The 20,230-nt window shown below is 59.4% G+C and carries 14 protein-coding genes; 8 read left to right on the top strand and 6 right to left on the bottom strand.

Annotation, left to right across the window (positions count from 1 at the left end; translation table 11 throughout):
- Window positions 1–1,275: 1,275 nt before the first annotated feature.
- Together OUZ52_RS11405 and OUZ52_RS11400 are read left to right on the top strand one after the other, a co-directional pair.
- Window positions 1,276–6,762: a beta strand repeat-containing protein gene (locus OUZ52_RS11405; protein WP_266158513.1), complete on the top strand. Its 5,487-nt coding sequence runs from the start codon at window positions 1,276–1,278 to the stop codon at window positions 6,760–6,762.
- Between the two features lie 38 nt (window positions 6,763–6,800).
- A complete protein-coding gene (locus OUZ52_RS11400; protein WP_266158512.1) occupies window positions 6,801–7,619 on the top strand; it encodes an OmpA family protein in 819 nt (272 codons plus the stop codon).
- A gap of 327 nt (window positions 7,620–7,946) precedes the next feature.
- Here the strand turns inward: OUZ52_RS11400 and OUZ52_RS11395 are convergent, their stop codons facing one another.
- Window positions 7,947–8,378, bottom strand: coding sequence for a hypothetical protein (locus OUZ52_RS11395; protein WP_266158511.1), 432 nt, complete (start codon window positions 8,376–8,378; stop codon window positions 7,947–7,949).
- A gap of 626 nt (window positions 8,379–9,004) precedes the next feature.
- Here OUZ52_RS11395 and OUZ52_RS11390 point away from each other — a divergent pair.
- Window positions 9,005–10,567: a glycosyl hydrolase family 28-related protein gene (locus tag OUZ52_RS11390; RefSeq protein WP_266158510.1), complete on the top strand. Its 1,563-nt coding sequence runs from the start codon at window positions 9,005–9,007 to the stop codon at window positions 10,565–10,567.
- 258 nt (window positions 10,568–10,825) lie between these two features.
- On the opposite strand, the gene OUZ52_RS11385 is transcribed toward OUZ52_RS11390, so the two are convergent.
- Window positions 10,826–10,996, bottom strand: a complete 171-nt coding sequence (locus OUZ52_RS11385) for a hypothetical protein (protein ID WP_266158509.1) — start codon at window positions 10,994–10,996, stop codon at window positions 10,826–10,828.
- Between the two features lie 520 nt (window positions 10,997–11,516).
- On the opposite strand from OUZ52_RS11385, the gene OUZ52_RS11380 reads away from it, so the two are divergent.
- Window positions 11,517–11,759: a hypothetical protein gene (locus tag OUZ52_RS11380; RefSeq protein ID WP_266158508.1), complete on the top strand. Its 243-nt coding sequence runs from the start codon at window positions 11,517–11,519 to the stop codon at window positions 11,757–11,759.
- A 118-nt stretch (window positions 11,760–11,877) separates the two neighbouring features.
- Window positions 11,878–13,557 carry an amidohydrolase gene (locus tag OUZ52_RS11375; RefSeq protein ID WP_266158507.1) on the top strand — a complete coding sequence of 560 codons (1,680 nt, stop codon included), beginning with the start codon at window positions 11,878–11,880 and terminating at the stop codon, window positions 13,555–13,557.
- Between the two features lie 31 nt (window positions 13,558–13,588).
- Here OUZ52_RS11375 and OUZ52_RS11370 read toward each other — a convergent pair whose 3' ends face one another.
- Complete coding sequence (locus OUZ52_RS11370) at window positions 13,589–14,173, bottom strand: FMN-dependent NADH-azoreductase (RefSeq protein ID WP_266158506.1); 585 nt, start codon at window positions 14,171–14,173, stop codon at window positions 13,589–13,591.
- A gap of 117 nt (window positions 14,174–14,290) precedes the next feature.
- On the opposite strand from OUZ52_RS11370, the gene OUZ52_RS11365 reads away from it, so the two are divergent.
- The 3 genes from OUZ52_RS11365 to OUZ52_RS11355 all read left to right on the top strand — a co-directional run bounded on the left by OUZ52_RS11365 (window position 14,291) and on the right by OUZ52_RS11355 (window position 17,290).
- The gene (locus OUZ52_RS11365) at window positions 14,291–15,250 is read left to right on the top strand and encodes a LysR substrate-binding domain-containing protein (protein ID WP_266158505.1); all 960 of its coding nucleotides are present in this window, start codon (window positions 14,291–14,293) and stop codon (window positions 15,248–15,250) included.
- A gap of 103 nt (window positions 15,251–15,353) precedes the next feature.
- Window positions 15,354–16,499 (top strand): pyridoxal phosphate-dependent aminotransferase, encoded by a 1,146-nt coding sequence (locus OUZ52_RS11360; protein ID WP_266158504.1) that lies wholly within the window; start codon window positions 15,354–15,356, stop codon window positions 16,497–16,499.
- A complete protein-coding gene (locus tag OUZ52_RS11355) occupies window positions 16,487–17,290 on the top strand; it encodes an amidohydrolase (protein WP_266158503.1) in 804 nt (267 codons plus the stop codon). The genes OUZ52_RS11360 and OUZ52_RS11355 overlap by 13 nt, the downstream gene beginning before the upstream one ends.
- 75 nt (window positions 17,291–17,365) lie before the next feature.
- On the opposite strand, the gene arsC is transcribed toward OUZ52_RS11355, so the two are convergent.
- The 3 genes from arsC to scpB are packed head-to-tail and all read right to left on the bottom strand — an operon-like array spanning window position 17,366 to window position 20,159.
- Window positions 17,366–17,719, bottom strand: a complete 354-nt coding sequence (arsC, locus tag OUZ52_RS11350) for an arsenate reductase (glutaredoxin) (RefSeq protein WP_266158502.1) — start codon at window positions 17,717–17,719, stop codon at window positions 17,366–17,368.
- A 17-nt stretch (window positions 17,720–17,736) separates the two neighbouring features.
- Window positions 17,737–19,236: a pseudouridine synthase gene (locus OUZ52_RS11345; RefSeq protein ID WP_266158501.1), complete on the bottom strand. Its 1,500-nt coding sequence runs from the start codon at window positions 19,234–19,236 to the stop codon at window positions 17,737–17,739.
- Window positions 19,233–20,159: an SMC-Scp complex subunit ScpB gene (scpB, locus tag OUZ52_RS11340; protein WP_266158500.1), complete on the bottom strand. Its 927-nt coding sequence runs from the start codon at window positions 20,157–20,159 to the stop codon at window positions 19,233–19,235. Before scpB ends, OUZ52_RS11345 begins: the two co-directional genes overlap by 4 nt.
- Between the last annotated feature and the right edge of the window lie 71 nt (window positions 20,160–20,230).

Raw genomic sequence — 20,230 nt, 5'->3', positions numbered from 1 at the left:
AATGTCTAAATGCGAAGCGCGCGATGATCCGCTCTCGCGTTGGGCATGGTAATGACGTGCTGATAGTCAAGATTCATGAGCTGCGCTCCGGTTCATCACGGAATCGTTGCGACGATTTCGCGCAGATTAGTAACGGCGATTGATCAAAATCGCCATTGCGCTTCGATCAAAGATATGCGGGTCTTAGCATGCATCGGTTTGGATGCTTAGGGGCAAGCAAGCAGGGGAAGCGGATCACTTGTCCGAGCCGAACACCACGACCGTGCGGTCGTCAAGAGAAGTGGCATGGAGCGCCGCGACACCTGACACGAAAATTCAGTGATGCTCGTCGCATCTTTTTGTGCGATGCCTTTCTTGCAAGTACCCGACCTGCCTAAGATCGATACAAGCTGCGAAGCACTCGGAATTGTCCTACAACTGCCGTCGGCCGTTGCAGAGGTGTATTCCGGAAAAGCAGGACAGCATGGCTTTACCCACGTATGCCTACAGGGGGCATTGGAGGCAGGTTCTCGCCGTTCGTAGGTTGAACACGCCAGGCTCCGGCAGCGGACATCAAGTCCCGTTGCCGGGATGCAGTGTTTGCCTCGCATGAGCTGAGTCTTGCCATCGAACTCCCTATGGGTGGACGCCAGGGAGGATCTTGGGTATGCAGGCATACATCGCAGCAATACTAGTTTGTGGAATGCGCAGCGCCTGCAGTGCGTCTGCGCCCACCCGCGCCTGGCAGCCGAGGTGGGCGGTCACACCTTCAAGTTCATTCAGCAGCTACATACACGCCACGCCAGCAGGTGTGCGTCGACCCATGCCGGTCTTGTCGATAAACCGGTTGCAGCGGCAACAGATGGAAGGGACGGCTTCCCGGGATGGGAAGTGGCATACGCAATGGACACGTATCCATCGAGATGGACAAACAGTAGGAGTACCGAATGCCGCTGATTGACTCGCAGCATGCTCAAGCCCCTTGGTTCGAGGGCTTTCTTTGTCATGCGCCACTGCTGCATGCACCACCCGCGCGCCGGGTCGATCTAACGGCTTCCCATCAGCTCGCCTGAGCGACTGACACGGAGCACCGCCTCGTCATGACTATGGTGCGTGGTCGCCGATCGCGCGCTTAAGCACGCAGGAGCGCGGAACAACCAGAGGAGCACGCGTTGTCGGCGTCAAATGTCGGCGCGGAGTCCACCCCGACTCCGCGCTCAAGGCGTTTGCGTGCCTGCGATTCGTGTCCTTGCTGCGCGTCCGACTCCTGTCCTCACCCCCCACGAAGGAGAAGGTATGAACAAGATTCACAGCAAAGTCTGGAGCCGCTCGCTGAATCAGCTTGTGGTCGCTTCAGAGATGGCCGCGTGTCATCGCGGTGGCGGACAAGGGCGAGGTAGTCGTCGCCTGTCGCTGCGAAGCCTGAGCTCTGCGGTATTCGCGGCGCTGCTGGTGTCTGGCGGAGTCGGTTGGGTTTCGCCAGCGCAGGCGCAGGCCGTGAATTGCACGTCGTTGCCGTACAACGTTTACAACGGTACGGCCTCATGCGTGGGCTACGCCGCTACCGCTAACGGCCTCGGGGCGACGGCTGTTGGCGCTACCGCGGCGGCGGATACCGACGGCGCGCTCGCACTGGGGTACGTGGCTCACGGCGCCGCGCTGAATGCCATCGCCGTAGGTTTTCAGGCCTACGCCACGGGCGTCAATTCCATGTACTTGGGGGCGCGCTCTGCGGTCGGAACAGGCGCTAGCGGTGCGTCGTCCATCAGCATCGGTACCGACGTAACCTCGAGTGGTGACAATGCTCTTGCCGTGGGCATCCAATCCACCGCATCGGGCACTAACGCGGTAGCGCTTGGCCATAGCGCCAGCTCGTCAGCGGTGGGCACGATCGCCATCGGTTACAGCGCCAATGCTGCCGGTGTGGGCGGATCCGCTATCGCTATCGGTCAGGGTGCTCAAGCGATGGTTTCGGGTGGCGGCGGCTCGCCGGTGGCTATCGGCGTCAATGCCAAGGCCAGCGGTAGCCCCGGCACGGCCATGCCGGGCGGTGCGACGACCACGTTCGAAGCGACCGCCGTCGGCAATGGTGCTACCGCGACTGGGCAAGGTGGTGCTGCCTTCGGCGTGGCCTCCTCGGCGACGGGTACCTGGGGTAGCGCGCTCGGCACAACGGCGACGGCTTCGGGCGCGCAGTCCACGGCCGTCGGCACGCTGGCGCAGGCCACGGGCAACTACTCCACCTCGCTAGGTGTCGGCGGTACCACCGCCGCTACGGCGGTGCGTGCTTCGGGCTTGGCTTCGTTGGCCATCGGCGGCAACGCCAGCGCGGGTGCCAATGCGGCCGGTAACAATGCCATTGCGCTAGGCGGACAGTCGAGTGCAGCGCAGGCTAACGCTATCGCTATTGGCTTGTTATCGAATGCCGCGGCGGCGAACGCCATGGCGATCGGCAACGCATCGAAGGCGCTTGCGGCCTCCACCGTCGCCTTTGGCGATAGCAGTACCGTCGCTGCGGCTGCCGGCACCGGATCTATCGCTGGCGGTCACAACTCGCAAGTCGCCGGCGGCACCGGTGCGGTGGCGCTGGGCGAAGGGCAGATCGCCAATGGCAACGGCGCCGTGGCTATCGGTGATCCGAATTCCGCGATCGGTAACGGCGCGGTAGCGACGGGTGCCAACGACACGGCCAATGGCGATGGCGCGGTAGCGATCGGCAATAACAACAATGCGCAAGGCATCGGCTCGGTGGCGCTGGGCAATGGCAGCAGTGGGCTGGCTGCCGGCGCGGTGGCCTTAGGCACTGCGGCAAAGGCAAATAATGCAAGCGATGTGGCGCTGGGTTCTGGCTCGATCACGGCGGTCGCCGTTGGCACGCCGAGCTACAGCATCGCCGGCACGACCTATAACTTCGCTGGCGCCGCGCCGGCCAGTACGGTGAGCGTGGGGGCATTGAACACCGAGCGTACCATCACCAACGTCGCCGCGGGCCGCATCAGCGGCAGTAGTACGGATGCGATCAATGGTTCGCAGCTCTACGCGGTAACGCAATCGGTGCAGTCGCTCGCGGCTGCCACACCACTGCACTACTTCAGCGTCAACGACGCCGGTTCGCAGCAGGCGAACTACCTCAACAATGGTGCGACCGGAAATAATTCCGCGGCGGTCGGCGTCGCCGCCAGCGCTTCGGGAAACCGATCTATCGCGATGGGTTTTCAAGCCCAGGCGAGCGACACGCAAGCCCTTGCCATGGGCGACGGGGCGAAGGCCTCGGGTGCCCAGGGCACGGCGCTGGGCGCGGGCGCGGTGAGTTCAGGTGCGAGTGGTTCGACCGCGGTTGGCGTCAGTAGCACCGCCAGTGGCGTCAACAGCGTGGCGGTAGGTGTGTTCTCGAACGCGAGCGGCGCGACCTCGGCGGCGTTTGGCCCCAGTGCACTCGCGGCGGCTGACCGTGCCACTGCGTTCGGGCCTTCGGCGCAAGCTCTTGCCGTATCTACCGTGGCCTTTGGCGACACCGCGGTAGTCGCTGCCGCAGCGGGCCCGGGCTCCATCGCGGGTGGTCACAACTCGCAGGTCACCGGCGGTACTGGTGCGGTGGCGCTGGGCGAAGGGCAGGTCGCCAATGGCAATGGTGCCGTGGCCATCGGCGATCCCAATACGGCGACCGGCAACGGTGCGGTGGCGATGGGCGCCAACAACACTGCTAACGGTAATGGCGCGGTGGCGCTGGGCAATGGCAGTAACGCGCAGGGCTTGGGCTCGGTCTCGTTGGGCAATGGCAGCAGCGCCCTGGCCGCCGGCGCGGTAGCCTTCGGTAACGCGGCTATCGCCAATAACGCCAACGACGTAGCGCTGGGCTCTGGCTCCAGCACCTCGAAAGCCGTAGGCACGCCGAATACGAGCATCAACGGCAACACTTACACGTTCGCCGGCACCACGCCGACCAGCACGGTAAGCGTCGGTGCGTTGAATGCGGAGCGCACCGTTACCAACGTCGCCGCCGGTCGCATCAACGGCTCCAGCACGGATGCGATCAACGGTTCGCAGTTGTTCGCGACCAATCAGGCGGTGAGCTCGGTGGGCAGCACGGTGACCAACCTCGGCAACACCATCGCCACCAGCATCGGCGGCACCACCACCTATAACCCAACGACCGGCGCGCTGACCACCAATGTCAGCTACGGCGGCGCTACGTATAACTCGCTACAGCAGGTGTTCAACCAGATCGGTGGCGAGGTGAACGGCGGGGGTATCAAGTATTTCCACGCCAACTCCACCTTGGCCGACTCTAATGCCGCTGGCACGAACAGCGTGGCGATCGGGCCGGTGTCCACCGCCAGCACGGTGAATGCGGTATCGATTGGCAATGGCGCCACCGCGGGCACCAATGTGGGTGACGTGGCGCTGGGCGCAGGCTCCAGCACGGCGACCGTCGTGGGCACACCGAATACGAGCATCAACGGCAGCACCTACACGTTCGCCGGCACCACGCCGAGCAGCACGGTAAGCGTGGGTGCGTTGAATGCGGAGCGCACCATTACCAACGTTGCCGCCGGCCGCATCAGCGGCAGCAGTACGGATGCGATCAACGGCTCGCAGTTGTTCGCGACCAATCAGGCAGTGAGCTCGGTGGGCAGCACGGTGACCAACCTCGGCAACACCATCGCCAGCAGCATCGGCGGCGGCACCAGCTATAACCCGACGACTGGCGCGCTGACCACCAATGTCAGTTACGGCGGCGCTACGTACAGCTCGCTGCAGCAGGTGTTCAATCAGATCGGTGGCGTGGTGAACGGCGGGGGCATCAAGTATTTCCACGCTAACTCCAGCTTGGCTGACTCCAATGCGGCTGGCACGAATAGCGTGGCGATCGGGCCGGTATCCACCGCCAGCACGGCGAACGCGGTGTCGATTGGCAATGGCGCGACCGCGGGTACGAACGCAGGTGACGTAGCACTGGGCGCAGGCAGCAGCACCGGCGCGGTGGTTGTCACTACTGGCGGCACCATCGATGGTCATGCCTACACCTATGCCGGAGCTGCGCCGACCAGCACGGTGAGCGTGGGGGCGGCAGGCGCCGAGCGTACCGTGACGAACGTGGCGGCGGGCCAGGTGAACGCGAACAGCACCGATGCCATCAATGGCTCGCAGTTGTTTGCCACCAATCAGGCCCTGGGCAACCTGAGCAGCACGGTGACGGCCAGCGCCACGCACTACTACAGCGTGAACGACAATGGCGCACACGGCGGTAACTACAGCAACAACGGCGCCACCGGTATCAATGCGCTGGCGGCCGGCGTGGGTGCCGCGGCGACGGCGGACGGCAGCACCGCGCTAGGGCAGAACACGAATGTCTCGGTACTCGGCGGCGTGGCGCTGGGTTCGGCCGCAGTGTCTGATCGAGCGATCGCGCCAAGCTCCGGTTCGATCCTGGTCGGCACCAACATCGTGCCGTACAACACCACTGACCGCAGCTTGCTTGGTGCTATCTCGGTCGGCAACGCCACCAGCTTTCGCCAGATCACCAATGTAGCGGACGGCACGCAGGATCAGGATGCGGTGACCCTGCGTCAGTTGAAGGGCGCGATGAGCTCGTTCTCGGTGACACCGATCAAGTACTTCCACGCCAATTCCAATGCCGCCGATTCGCTGGCGGTCGGTGCGGAATCGGTGGCGGTCGGGCCCAAGACGACGGTGAACGGCGATAACGGCATTGGCATCGGCAACGGCGCCATCGTGCAGCAGACCGCACCGGGTGGCACGGCCATCGGCCAGAACGCCACGGTGAATCTGGCCGATGGTGTAGCCCTAGGCACTAACGCTACATCCAACGGTATCCAGGCGATGGCCCTGGGCGCGGGCACGCAGGCGGCCTATGCGGGCAGCGTGGCGTTGGGCGCGGGATCAGTGACGGCAGCACCGGTGGTCACCAGTGGCGTTACGCTTAACGGCACCAGCTACAGTTTTGCCGGCAGCACGCCGGGTTCGACCGTGAGCGTTGGTGCGGCGGGCGCCGAACGCACGCTTACCAATGTGGCGGCGGGGCGCATCAGCGGCAGTAGTACCGATGCGATCAACGGCTCGCAACTGTACGCCAACAATCAGGCGCTGGTGCAATTGGGCACGCAGATCTCGAGCCTGTCCCAGACCATCAACAACCTGCCTACTGGCGGGACCACGATCACTACCTACCAGACCAGTAACGACAACCATGCACCGGCTTCAGCCAGCGGCAGCAACGCCACCGCTGCCGGCGCGGGATCCACGGCCTCAGGTAACAACAGCACGGCGGTCGGCGCTGGCTCTACTGCCAGCGGCGACAACAGTGTGGCGATCGGTGCGGGGTCGGTCGCGGCCGCCGCCAACTCGGTATCGGTAGGCGCGGTCGGGCACGAGCGCACGGTGACCAACGTGGCCGCTGGCACTGCCGCGACGGATGCGGTGAATGTGGGGCAGCTCAGCGATGCCATTGCGCAGGCCAAGGACTGGTCGAAGAACTACACCGACCAGCGCTTCCAGAGTGTCGATCGTGACCTCAATCGCATTGGCAATCGTGCCAATGCCGGTGTCGCCTCGGCGATGGCGATGGCCAGCCTGCCGCAGGCCTATCAGCCAAACCAGAGTTCGGCGGCGGTAGCGTTGGGTAGTTTCCATGGCGAGAACGGTATCGCGGTCGGCGTATCGACCATCAGCGAAAGCGGTCGCTACGTCTTCAAGCTCAATGCCACCACCAACACGCGCGGAGACGCCGGCGCGGGTGTCGGCGCGGGCGTGGTCTGGTGAGCGCGGGCATGTCCATCCACATTCAGGGAGTTCAATTCATGCGTACTCAATGCAAAGGCATCATCGCGGTTTCGATCGCACTCGTCCTGGCCGCTTGCGGCAATGTCAGCCACGATGTGGCAAAGAACGGTCAAGGCGCAGGCGAGCTGGTGTGGCCGGCGACGGATAGCGTTACGCCGATGCATAAGGGCGGTACCTTTCCCAATCTGGCCAATCTTCGACGGGTAAGAGCAGGGCTCAATAAGCAACAACTCGCCGATCTGATCGGCTATCCGCATTTCAGTGAGGGTGTGTGGGGTGTGCGCGAGTGGAACTATGTATTCAATTTTCGCAAACCCGATACCGATGAGGTGACTGTGTGCGAGTACAAGGTGCTGTTCGATGACACACGGCTTGCCCGCAGTTTTTACTGGAAGCCAGAATCCTGCGCAGCCATGTTGGAGACGGCGAAGCCTGTGGCGCAGACAAACGAGGCGCCGGTGGTAGCGCCGCGCGTGCTGTCCGCCGATGCTCTGTTTGCTTTTGACAAGGCTGAGCTCAGCTTGACTGGCCGCGCATCACTGGATGCTTTGGCCGTGGAACTGCGCGGTCGGGGTGAAAAGCTCCGTGCCGTAAACATTGCCGGTTACACGGATCGCCTGGGCAATGACGCTTACAACCATGAGCTGTCGCTTCGCCGCGCCGATGCCGTCAAGGCCTATCTGGAGGGGCGCGGCGTTCTCGGCGAGCACATCAGCACCGAAGGTTTCGGCGCCAGCCATCCCGTAAAGGATTGCCCGGACAGCGCCCGTGCCCAGCTGATCACCTGCCTGGCTCCCAATCGACGTGTGGAGGTGCAGATCGATAGCGTGAAGTAGAGTTTTTCGGCTTATCGCACAATCATCGGCGCCACGGATGGTGCCGATCTCTGCGTGCGATATTGAGATCCAGGCAAGGCGAAGATCAATCAATGCCCCTATGAGCGCGAAGATGAAGGCCGGCGCCATATATAGCCGCCAGTGACTAACCAGGGGTTACCACGCTAGTGGTTCGAGGATCAGTTAGCTGCGCTTATGTTGGAGCGATGTCAAACGAAGAGCCTCGCATTAACGAGGTTCTTCGCGCCACTTAAATTACAAAATGCCATGCCAATAATATATGTCACTGACCATAAGCTATGCATATGGCAGGGCCCACTTTTCGCCTTATAGCTCAATGGCGGTCGTGGTCCATAACTCGTTAGGGCGACCTTTATCCCAGCTCCAAAGACCGACCTTTGTGCCGGGCCCCCAGTCATTGCCGAGCGCATTCATATTGAGGTCCGTATTGGCGAGTGGCCGGACAGCGGAGGCGTTTGCCCCGAGCACTTGAAACGTATTGTTCTTGGTGAGATCAGCGGTTGCTTGAGTCAGAATGATTGGGGCGCCCGACTTGATAGTCTGGGCCGTCGCATACAGATTCGAGCTTGGGTTAAATAGAACCGATGCCTGCAAGTCAGGTGCATAAACCCAAAACCATTGCTGTTTTTGGTCTGACGGGTTCGATTTGGCAAGTATCAGCTGAGAGCCTATCCCAGGATTATTTCCGTCAATAGCCAGTGCATTACCGTTGCCCATCGTGATCTGATAAATAACCATCGTGGTTCTCCTCCTGTGTGGACGGTGTCACGCAAGGCGAAATAAATGCCGGCTTGAGTTAATGCATGATGCCAGTAATTTACTTTTGCGTGATTTTAAAAATGTATTTAAAAGTATGTCAATATTATGTGAAATATTTTAATGATATGCGCATTTATTTGACTCTGTTTTATTAAGCACGACAGGGCTTTTTGGTTTGAGAATAAGGCCGGTGGTGCGGTGCAGCGGCTGGTCCGTATTGCCACGGGCATGCATTAAGTTTGCTCGCAGACTCATGGATAAGCGTATGCAAATCCGGGCTGACTGGAGCTGGCAAGCCGCGTACAGCCGAGGCAAGGGCCGGATAGCTTCTTGGCTTGAGCGTGGAAACTGAGCCCCTGCGCTGTAACAGTTGCTTGCGCTGGTTGAAATACCAAGAACAGGGTGGCCAAAAGTAGCTTGTACCGAGGGCACACGCTTCAAACGTTTCATGTCCTAGCTCTCGGGCTGAGGTGGCGTCGAGTAATAGGGGGTGGCGTGATCTCGCTTTCTGAGACGACCTATCAGGATGATAGGCGTCGAGCCGGCCTGCCTCTTACAGGCTGGCTCAACGAGTCAACTACGCAATCGATCCCATGGAGCAAGCAATGTCTAACGATAGTGAAATGAATGCATTGAGTGTGAAAGCAGCAGTGTCACTCACGGATACGCCGGTATTGCATGCAGAGTTAGCCGCAGGCGGAGGATCAGCGCTCGTTGGCTACATGCAAGGCGGAGCTGGCGCGGTAGCGCGTACGGTCCAGGACAAATTGAGAGATGTTGTCAGTGTTAAAGATTTTGGTGCCGTAGGCAATGGACAGGCTGATGATACATCTGCGATTAACGCTGCGGATTCTGCAGCAACCGCTCTTGGCGCTACGCTATTTTTTCCGACCGGCATTTACTGTGTAAACAATTCAGGTGTCATGCAGCACGGGTGCTCTTGGGTCGGTGCTGGCAGTGCTTCATCTGTCATCAAGGCACTCCCGCAATCGTTCACAAACAACACCGGGATGGTTAACGCGGTAGGATTGAGTAATTTTCGTATTAGTAATCTAGGTTTTGACATTTCTGCAGGTATATTTCCTGCTGGAATAGGCAATCCTGGAAATATCTATTGGGTTTATCAAGCATTTAAGTGTACAAACTGGATATTGGATCACTGTGCCTTCACTGGTATTCAGGCGCATACCATTGGTCTTGCGGTGGATGGTGGGTCTTATTTTAATATTGAGGACAATTATTTTTATATGCCAGTGCCCACTAGTGCATATAATCAGGCGATAAATATTTCAGTGGCGGCTGGGTCGGTTGGAAGTCATTTTATTACGCGTAATACGATGATCGGGACTGGGTTATTTAGTAATGGTGGTTTGGGCTGCATTGACGGCAACTATGTGGCTGGCTACGCGTTTGGCGCAGGTCTTGCATTTGGTCCATTAGCGAATTGTACGCAGAACAGAATTACAAATAACGTTTGTACCGGAGGGATTGGAGAGGATGTTAATAATACCTATCCGTCTGGAATTGAGTGTTGGAGTGCGTACTCCATTATTACTGGAAATATGTGCTCGGCAAATTCCGGTAACGGAATCACTGTGGGAGATCTTAATACAGTGGTTTCGAACAATATTTGTTTTAACAATGGCCAAAGCGCTGGTGCCTTGGGGGCTGGTATTAAAATGTTTAGCATACCTGGTTATAACGCAAGTGACTGTGTTGTTAATGGTAATATTTGTTTTGATAATCAATCATCAAAGACGCAGTCGTATGGTTATGTAGAGGCGGTGGTGGGTGGCGATGGAATTATGGGTAATACGATTGTTGATAATAATTTTAATAACAATATGGTGGGGACCATGTTGGCGAATGGCGGTAAGATGACTTTCCGTGGCCCACAGTTATTTGTGGCGACGGGGGCTAATCCGGGGACTATGTTGGCAGGTGCTTCGTTGGCGGCAGTCTACTCAATCGGTGGGGCGGAATTTGGCGATACTGTGAAGGTATCTTTTGCCTCAGATAATCAAGGGATATCTATTTTTGGGTATGTTAACGCGATCAATAGTGTGACCGTATTATTCGTTAATAATACGGGGGGTAATAAAGTTTTCACGGAAAATGTTCTGAATATATGGATTGAGAAACCTGTTGGTTATGCTGGTGTAGGTTAGTTTTTTCCTATATACGCATGTGGGCTGAGTGAATGGTGTTTTTGTGCCATCAAACTCTTGCTTCTTGCCAGATTTTAAATGGGTTATCTGCTGCTTGAGCGTTGCATTGCATGGTGGTCGCGCCCTCTTGCGTGGCCACCATGCTTAAGTTGGTTTGCGGGTTCGATTTGAATTTAATCAATTGTAGTTGCTTGTATATTGGTTTTTAATATTCGTTATATAATTGATTATTCTTGTTTATGCTCGATGGCTAATCGTTCACGAACTTACATCCATTTTGGCCAGCTTGATGACTGCGATGAGCTCGTGACGGCAATCGCTCAGGATATCGGCGGCTACTTCCTTGCCCTTGCGTCGTTGTTCCAAGGCACGGTGGCGCCACTCGTCGGCTAGGTCTTCCAAGTCATCGATCAATTGCTGCTTACTCACGCTGATCTCCCGGCCGCGGTCGAGGCCATTGTGATTTTTGACTGTGTGTTGATGGCATCGGCAGTTTCTGAGTCTTGCATGGGCGTCAACTGATTCGACCTACAGTCATCAATGATTTCTGATCTAGATCGACAGCGGTGGGCTTCATATGTTCATCGAACCCGTGCCGCCGCGTGCTCTGGGCAGTTCATGTCTTGCTCAATAGCTTGTTGGCGACGATGTCTCGCCATGTTGCTGTTCGCCAGGTCATCGGTAGGTTAAGAGATCCATGGCGGCACGGCCTTTGGTACTTAGTGCCAGCCCTGTTCAAGCCCGGGTTTTCTGTATGGAAATGATGGGTATCTAACGATGGATGTAGTCGAACGCCTACACGAGCTGACGCCCTAAGCTGATAGTTCGCCGACGCCGACTAGCGCACGCTATGCCTGCTCGGCGAGTCAGGTAGATTGCAGCTTAAACGCCAACCGATGACCCGGGCTTCTCAGATGCGCCTAAGGCGCGCCCATCACGGGTTATCAACATGATTACGTATTCGCTCAAGCAGTCCGTCGAGGGTGTGTGGAGCATATCCCGCTCGGGTTTTTCCCTTTTCAGCGATCTACGCCTGGGGCCGGCGATCAAGCTTGCCCGCGAAGTGGCACGTGACGAGCATCTTCGCTCTGGGCGCATCGTTCGCGTGGAAATGCCAGGGCCATCGACCAATATTCGATTGGCGCAGTATGGCTACATTGTTGAACGCGAGGATGTTGCCTTAGCCGTTTGAGGTCGATGGTTTGTGCGGCAACAGGCTCTTTTTGCGTAAGATCATGCGGCAGTGGTGTTTGTCTCGGCGATAGGCTGTAGTCAGCACCGTGCTTGAGTCTTCCGCCAGGAGTCTGTCGATGCGTTTGTCGGTTCGTTTTTCTGTGATTGCTTTACTCGCAACGGCCATGGTGCCGCTGTATGCCACGACCTTGCTGACTCATGCACGTATTCACACCATGGATCCGGATCGTCCGGTAGCTACGGCATTGGCCTGGGGCGACGATGGCAAGTTGCTGGCGGTGGGCGAGGCAGCCGATTTGATCAAGCGTTACCCCGAAGCCTCAACGGTGGACGCGCAAGGCGGCATCGTTGTTCCCGGCTTGATCGATGCACACGGGCATTTGCTGGGCCTGGGCATTCTGAGCAATCAGGTCGATCTGGTGGGCAGCAAGACCAAGGCTGAGGCGATCGAGCGTCTCAAGGCCTGGGCGGTGAAGCTGCCGCCCGATGCATGGTTGATCGGGCGGGGTTGGGATCAGAACCGTTGGCCGGAAAAATCTTTTCCCAGCGCGGCGGATCTCGACAAGGCTTTTCCTGAGCGCCCAGTCTATCTAGAGCGCGTCGATGGGCATGCAGTGTGGGTCAACAGCGCGGCGATGAAACGTGCCAAGCGTGCGCTGGATGGCGACTGGCAGCCCGAGGGCGGGCGCATTCAACGGCTGGGCAGCAAGGCCAGCGGGGTACTTATCGACAGTGCCCAGGCCCTGGTACGGGATGCGATGCCGCCGCTTACCCCGCAACAGACCCGGGATGCCTATCGGCATGCCTTTGCCGATGCGGTGGCTGCGGGCCTCACCGGTGTGCACGATGCCGGGGTGAGCCTGGATGACTTTAAGCAACTGCAGGCGTTGGCCAGCGCCGGGGAGATCCCGCTGCGCTTGTATGAAATGGCCGATGGCAATAACGCCGCGCTGGAGTGGCTATGCCAGCAAGGTGGGCATTGGACGGATCCCAGCGGCCGCCTGCGGATGCATGCGGTCAAGTTGTATATGGATGGTGCGCTCGGTAGCCGTGGCGCCGCGTTGTTGACGGACTACAACGACGATCATGGCAATCGCGGCATATTTGTCACCTCGCCGGAGGCCTATCGGACCGCCGTGGAGAAAGCGCATCGTTGCCAGGCCCAGGTTGCCACCCATGCGATCGGCGATCGCGGCAACCGGACTGTGCTGGACACTTACCAGGCGGTGCTGGGTAAAGATGCGGCCAACGACAACCGTTGGCGTGTCGAGCACGCGCAAATCGTGGCGCTGGAGGATATTCCGCGCTTCGCCCAACTGCGCTTGATTGCTTCTATGCAGCCTACGCACGCCACTTCAGATATGCCCTGGGCCGAGCAGCGCCTGGGCGTAGCGCGGCTGAAAGGCGCCTATGCCTGGCAGCGTTTTATCCATGAGCGGGTGCCGCTGGCCTTTGGCTCCGATTTTCCGGTGGAGAGTGTCAATCCGATGCTGGGCATGTATGCGGCGGTAACCCGGCAAGATTTGTCCGGGCAGCCCCCGGGCGGCTGGTTTCCCGACCAAAGGGTGAGCCGCATCCAGGCCTTGGCCGGGTTTACGCGCGGCGCTGCCTATGCGGCTTTTATGGAAGCCGAGGTCGGTATGCTCAAGCCAGGGCTGCGGGCGGATTTCGTGATACTCAATGGCGACCCTTTAACGGTTGCCCCGCGTGAGATCGCCGACCTGAAGCCGCTGAGCACCTGGGTGGACGGCAAGGCGGTTTATCGCGCCCCGCAAAAAAATGGCGCCACGCCTTGATCGGCGTGACGCCCATGCGGGGAGGGGGATTTCAGGCCGCTTTACGGCTCACTACGCCGATAGTGCTATGAGCTGACTTGAGCGCTTCTGCTTTGTGGTCGGCACTTACATTGACGCCTTCGGCGCGGACGAATTCGATCTGATCGATGCCGATGAACTTGAAGATGGTCCGAAGGTAGGGCTCTTGGAAGTCCAGCGACGCGGCGCCGGTGTCGCTGCCATAAAAGCCGCCGCGGCTTGATGCCACGATGACTCGCTTGCCGCCAGCCAGGCCGACTGGGCCGCTTTCGGTGTAACGGAAGGTTTTACCTGCCACCATGATGCGATCGATCCAGGCCTTGAGCTGGCTGGGGATCGAGAAGTTGTACATGGGGGCGCCGATGACAATGATGTCGGCGGCAAGAAAGGCCTCCAGCACCTGACTGCCCAATAGGGCGCCGGGGTCGCTGGCATCGGCCACTGGAGACCAGTGCGGTAGGGGCTGGGCGGCGAGGTCGTGGTAGCTGACCTCCAGCTCAGGCTGGGCCTGGGTCAACTCGGCTACGATGGCAGCGGTCAGGCCACGAGATACCGAGTGGTTGCCTAGGGCGCTGGCGTCAATATGTAGAAGCTTCATGGCGATTCCTTGGACACGTGCCGGACTGAGCGGCGATGTGTGCAAGATATAATTAGAACAATCTGTCGATAAGTCGGTACTTTCCAGACTTATCGTTTCTTATTTGAAACGATGGTGATGACGATGTTGGATGGTGCTCTGCAGGATCTCAACGACCTGTATTTCTTTGCTGCGGTGGTTGAGCACGGTGGTTTTTCGGCAGCCGGACGGGCACTTGGCATCCCCAAATCACGCTTGAGTAAGCGTATTGCTCAACTCGAGGAGCGGCTGGGCGTGCGTTTGTTGCAACGGACCACGCGACGCTTTGTGGTCACCGAGGTGGGTGAGCGTTTCTACGGCCATTGCCGCGCCGTGTTGGAAGAGGCCAGGGCTGCGCAAGACGCGGTGGACGAGCTTCGCTCGGAGCCCCGTGGTGTGGTGCGGATCAGTTGCCCAGTGTCATTGGCGCAGACCGTCGTGGCGCATGTGCTGCCGGAATTTCTTGCCCAGCATCCGAAGGTTCAGGTGCGTTTGCAGGCGACGAATCGCCGGGTGGATTTGATCGGCGAAGGCTTCGATATCGCCATTCGTGTCCGCAGCAAGCTCGACACCGATGCCACCTTGGTAATGCGCAGTTTTGGCCAGTCGCGGGTACTGCCCGTAGCCAGTCCGGCGCTGCTCAAGGTTGCCGGGCGGCCGAAGATACCGGCTGACCTTTCCACGATGCCTGCTTTGACTATGAATGAGCATGAAGGTGCACATAGTTGGGAGCTGATCGGCGCCAACGGCGAGCGCGTGGTGGTGGATATCCAGCCGCAATTGATTACCGGCGATTTCGCTGTGCTGCTCGAGGCTGCGCGGCGTGGCATTGGTGTGGCCTTGCTGCCGGAATTTGTCTGTGCGCATGCAGTGGCCCAAGGTGAGCTTGAGGTGCTGTTACCGAAATGGAGTGCGCCCGAAGGTACGATGCATTTCGTTTACCCCAGTCGCCGCGGGTTGTTGCCTGGCGTGCGTGCCTTTGTCGATTTTCTTGCTGAGCGCCTTCCTGAAGCGACTCGGCGCAAGCATGAGGCCTGCATCAGGTCTTCTTCGCCTTGAGTCGTGGGCTGGGCTTCTTCCTTTGGCATGGAAAGAAGTTCATCACAAACCGCGTGCTAGCATCGCCGAAATTTTCCCGTTTAGCCATCCAGACATCCGGACTATGCAGATCGAAACCAAGCTTCCGAAAGTAGGTACGACCATTTTCAGTGTCATGAGTCAGCTCGCCCTGGAGCACAAAGCCGTCAATCTAGGGCAGGGCTTTCCGGATTTTGAGCCGCCGCCGGCTTTGCGCGAGGCCGTTGCACGCGCTATGGCCGAGGGCCGCAATCAATACGCGCCAGGTATCGGGCTGGCATCGCTGCGCGAGCAGATCGCGTTGAAAACGCAGCGTATGTATGGCCGGCATATCAGTGCCGATACCGATGTCACGGTGACCTCCGGCGCTACCGAGGCGTTGTTTGCCGCGATCGCCGCGATCGTGCGCCATGGCGATGAGGTCATTGTGTTCGATCCCGCTTATGACAGCTATGAGCCGGCGATTGAGCTGCAGGGCGCACGCGCCGTGCACATACCTTTGACCGTGCCGAAGTTTTCGATCGACTGGCAGCGCGTGCGCGACGCGGTGACGGCTAAAACCCGCATGATTCTCATCAACAGCCCACATAACCCTTCGGGTGCGGTGTTGTCGGCTGCCGATCTGGAAGCGCTGGCAGCGATCGTGCGCGATACGCCTATCGTGGTGCTGTCCGACGAGGTGTATGAGCACATTGTGTTTGACGGTGCACAGCACGAAAGTGTGCTGCGCCATCCGGAATTGGCCGAGCGCAGCATCGTGGTGTCGTCATTCGGTAAAACATATCACTGCACCGGCTGGAAACTGGGCTATGCAGTGGCGCCGAAGGCGCTCTCGGCAGAGTTCCGCAAAGTGCATCAATACCTCACGTTCTGCACTTTTCATCCAGCGCAACAAGCGTTTGCGGAATTCATGGCGAGCTCGCCCGAACATTACCTGGAGCTGCCGGCGTTTTATCAGGCCAAGCGTGATCGCTTTCGCGCCTTGATCAAGCCAAGCCGGCTGAGCTTGATCGATGTGCCTGGCGGCTATTTCCAGCTGGTCGATTATTCGGCGATCCGCGATGAGCCGGATACGGCATTTTGCGAGTGGCTGGTGACGCAGGGCGGGGTAGCGGCGATTCCATTGACGCCGTTCTGCGAGCAGGCGCCAGACACTCGATTGCTGCGACTGTGCTTCGCCAAAAGCGATGCCACCATGGAGGCTGCGGCGGAGCGTCTATGCAAACTCTAAACGTAAGCCTTATCCAGGGCGCTACACGCTGGCACGATGCACCGGCCAATCGGGCGTACTACGACAAGCTGGTGCGCAGCGTTGCAGGGCAGTCTGATTTGGTGCTGTTGCCGGAAACCTTTCTTTCGGGTTTTAGCAACGATACGCGAGCCAGCGCCGAAACCATGGAGGGCGAGGGGGTTGCGTGGTTGCGTGCCTTGGCCGGTGAGGTCAATGCGGTGCTCTGCGGAAGTCTGGCCATTCGCGAAGGCGATACGGTTTATAACCGCTTGCTTTGGGTGCGCCCTGACGGAAGTTTTGCGCAGTACGACAAGCGGCATTTGTTTCGCATGGCGGGTGAGCACACGCGCTATGGCGGTGGCCAAGAACGCTTGATCGTCGAGTTGAAGGGCTGGCGGATCTTGCCGCAGGTTTGTTATGACCTGCGTTTTCCGGTGTGGCTGCGTAATCGCCGGCTGGAGAGCAGCGCGGGTGGTATGGATTACGACCTGGCGTTGTTTGTCGCCAACTGGCCAGCACCTCGGCGGCAGCCTTGGCGCACCTTGCTACGAGCTCGCGCGATTGAGAACTTGAGCTATGTGATCGGTGTCAATCGCGTCGGTGTGGACGGCAATGATTTGCCTTATGCGGGTGACAGCGCAGTGCTCGACCCGGTCGGCGAGCCGCTGATTGAATTGGGTGCGCAGGAACAGATTGCTACGGTCGCGCTCGATCCAGCGCCGCTGCTTGCGCATCGAGAGCGTTTTCCCGCATGGATGGATGCCGACGATTTCACCCTTGACCTGGGCTGAAATATTCGCGCTCTAAGCACAAGACACGGCCATGACTTCGAGGGAGCGACAGTGATGTCGCTCCCTCGAGCATTTTTAAAGCAATCTAAGCACTGACTCGGGCGGCCGCCCCAGCACAGCCTTGCCGCGGACGACCACGATTGGGCGCTCGATCAAGCGCGGATGTTCGGCCATGGCGCTGATCAGCGCTGTTTCGCTGAGTGTCGGTTCGTCCAGGTGCAGCTCCTGGTACTCAGCCTCGCCCTGGCGTATCAGCTCACGTGCACTCATGCCGAGCTGACCGAGCAAGACGGTGAGTTCTTCCACGCTGGGCGGAGTCTCGAGATAGTTCACCACCTCGCACTCACAACCCTGCTCTTGGAGTAGCGCCAGAGCTGCCCGGGATTTTGAGCAGCGACTGTTGTGATAGATGCGGACAGGTATGGCCATCGTGGATGCTACGTGACTCAGCGGTTGCCTGACCGGTTACCGCCGCGGCCACCGCCACCACCTTGCGGGCGCCCACCGCCGCCCTGAGGACGACCACCACCCTGCGGACGGCCACCACCCGTGCCTTGCGGGCGTCCACCGCCACCGCCTTGAGGACGACTGCCGCCGCGAGCTTGTGGCCGGCCACCCTGGCCTTGACCTTGACCCTGCCGATTGCCTGCATTGCCACGCGGGGCGCCACCGGCATTGCCGGCAGAGAAGCCACCGTAAGGATTGCCACCTTGGTTGCTACGGGCGCCTGCCGGCTTGCCGCCGCCGCTGTGCCGGCGATTGCCGCCACCGCCAGGGCCTGGGTTGCCGGGACGGCCGCTGCTTTCACCGGTACGGCTCTCGCCGGCAAACCAGCTGCGCACCGAGGGCAGTTCTTGGCCTGGGGCGACGCCGCGCTTGCTCGGGCGGCGACCGGTATTTACCGGTGTGCGATCAGGACGGGCAACGTTGCCGTTGACTTCCTGGCCGGGGCGTCGGCGTTGTTTGCCGCCGCGAGTGGGTTCTTCGCGAATGCGATCGTAGGCACGCAACTCGCGGGCTTCGTCCTGATGTCCGCTGCTCCAAGCCTGGCTGGCGCCGCGCTCGGGACGGTATTCGGTAACCTGGCGGTTGGCACGACGCTGATGCAGCACCGGGCTAAGTGTCAGTACCGGCTGGGCTGCGCCCAGGCCGATGGCTTTGCGCAGTTGCTTGACGGCGTCTTCACCCAGCGCTTCGCAGTCGCCGCGGCGCAGGGTGCGCGGCAGGCCGACACTACCGTAACGAATACGCTTGAGCCGGCTAACCAGAAAGCCTTGCGAATCCCATAAGCGACGGACTTCGCGGTTACGGCCTTCGCGGATGACGACGCGGAACCAGCTGTGGCTACCGCCACGGCTGATTACGGCGATTTCGTCAAAACGGGCGGGGCCATCTTCGAGTTCGACGCCGGCCTTGAGCTTTTCGATCATCTCGTCGGGCACTTCGCCGTGCACGCGGCACAAGTATTCGCGCTCGAGGCCGCTTTTGGGATGCATCAACACGTTGGCCAGTTCGCCGTCGGTGGTGAGTAGCAATAAGCCGGTGGTGTTGATATCGAGGCGGCCTACGGCGACCCAGCGAGCGCCTTTCAGGCGCGGCAGCTGTTCGAACACGGTCGGGCGGCCTTCGGGATCTTCACGAGTGGTTACCACGCCCTCAGGCTTGTGATAGACCAGTACTTCGGTTTCGTCGCGGTTGTCGGTGGCGACAACAAACTGTTTGCCGTCTAGAACGACACGATCACCGGCGTGTACGCTAGCTCCAATGCCAGCGGCAGTGCCATTGACTTCGACCTCACCGGCTTGGATGCGCTGCTCCAGCATACGGCGAGAGCCAAGGCCCGCATTGGCCAGCACTTTATGCAAGCGCTCTTCCAGCAGCGGGGTATCGGTGTCGGTGCGCGGTTCGCGCTTCAGGGTCAGAACGGATTTTTGCGGCGCATTCATGCGCGGTACTCCTTAGTCTCTTGCTCGGCTTCGCCGGATTCGGCTTCCGCCAGGTTCGCTGCCTCGTCGGCAGTGGCTGTTGTTGTGACCTCGACGGGATGAGTCTTGTCGAGCTCGGCTGAGTGGTTTTCAGGTGAGGCGCTGGAGGGTTCAGTCTCCGGCGGTTGTTCGTGGGGCAGAGCCTCGGGGTTCGCTGCTTCGCGATGGTCGCTGTGCAAATGCTGATCATGCGAGGTGTCAGCAACTGCTTGGGTATCTTCGCTATGAATGGATTCTGCCGGAGGCTGTGTTTCGGCCGAATCTTGCTCGATGTCTTCTTCTACATCCGGATCAATGGGCAGGTCGCGCGCGACGTAGGCGGGCAGCGGCTCTTGGTCCAGGCGCATCTGCGGGTCTTCCATGTCGCGGATTTCCGAGAGCGGAGGTAACTCGTCCAGCGACTTCAGATTGAAGTAGTCGAGAAATACGCGGGTGGTGCCAAACAGTGCGGGCTTACCTGGTACGTCGCGGTAACCGACGACGCGGATCCACTCGCGCTCTTCCATGGTCTTGATGATGTTGGATGAAACGACCACACCGCGGATCTGTTCGATTTCAGGACGAGTGATCGGTTGGCGGTAGGCGATCAGGGCTAGCGTTTCGAGCAGTGCGCGTGAGTAGCGGCTGGGTTTTTCTGTCCACATCCGTGAAATCCACGGATGCACTTCTTGCCGCACCTGATAGCGAAAACCCGATGCTACTTCGAGTAGCTGTACGCCGCGGCCTTCGCAATCGGCGCCCAGCGCCTCCAGCGCCTTGGCGATCTCTTCACGGCCGACCTCGTCCTCTTCACTGAACAAATCGCCCAGCTGTTGGACGGTCATGGGGTGAGTAGAGGCTAGTAAAGCCGCTTCAAGAATGGGTTTGAGTTGCTCGATCTGCATAGCCTTAGGTCGGATGCGGATTCATGATTACCGAGTTATCGGCATCGTTGGATGAAATGACTGCCATGAAG

The organism is Dyella silvatica, from assembly GCF_026283955.1.
Lineage (GTDB): Bacteria > Pseudomonadota > Gammaproteobacteria > Xanthomonadales > Rhodanobacteraceae > Dyella_C > Dyella_C silvatica.
This window is presented reverse-complemented; position numbering and strand designations above follow the sequence as displayed.

Excerpts from the sequence above, each read along its gene's own strand:
- OUZ52_RS11405 (WP_266158513.1), top strand. The coding sequence starts at position 1,276 with ATGAACAAGATTCACAGCAAAGTCTGGAGCCGCTCGCTGAATCAGCTT.
- OUZ52_RS11400 (WP_266158512.1), top strand. The coding sequence starts at position 6,801 with ATGCGTACTCAATGCAAAGGCATCATCGCGGTTTCGATCGCACTCGTC.
- OUZ52_RS11395 (WP_266158511.1), bottom strand. The coding sequence starts at position 8,378 with ATGGTTATTTATCAGATCACGATGGGCAACGGTAATGCACTGGCTATT.
- OUZ52_RS11390 (WP_266158510.1), top strand. The coding sequence starts at position 9,005 with ATGTCTAACGATAGTGAAATGAATGCATTGAGTGTGAAAGCAGCAGTG.
- OUZ52_RS11380 (WP_266158508.1), top strand. The coding sequence starts at position 11,517 with ATGATTACGTATTCGCTCAAGCAGTCCGTCGAGGGTGTGTGGAGCATA.
- OUZ52_RS11375 (WP_266158507.1), top strand. The coding sequence starts at position 11,878 with ATGCGTTTGTCGGTTCGTTTTTCTGTGATTGCTTTACTCGCAACGGCC.
- OUZ52_RS11370 (WP_266158506.1), bottom strand. The coding sequence starts at position 14,173 with ATGAAGCTTCTACATATTGACGCCAGCGCCCTAGGCAACCACTCGGTA.
- OUZ52_RS11365 (WP_266158505.1), top strand. The coding sequence starts at position 14,291 with ATGACGATGTTGGATGGTGCTCTGCAGGATCTCAACGACCTGTATTTC.
- OUZ52_RS11360 (WP_266158504.1), top strand. The coding sequence starts at position 15,354 with ATGCAGATCGAAACCAAGCTTCCGAAAGTAGGTACGACCATTTTCAGT.
- OUZ52_RS11355 (WP_266158503.1), top strand. The coding sequence starts at position 16,487 with ATGCAAACTCTAAACGTAAGCCTTATCCAGGGCGCTACACGCTGGCAC.
- arsC (WP_266158502.1), bottom strand. The coding sequence starts at position 17,719 with ATGGCCATACCTGTCCGCATCTATCACAACAGTCGCTGCTCAAAATCC.
- OUZ52_RS11345 (WP_266158501.1), bottom strand. The coding sequence starts at position 19,236 with ATGAATGCGCCGCAAAAATCCGTTCTGACCCTGAAGCGCGAACCGCGC.
- scpB (WP_266158500.1), bottom strand. The coding sequence starts at position 20,159 with ATGCAGATCGAGCAACTCAAACCCATTCTTGAAGCGGCTTTACTAGCC.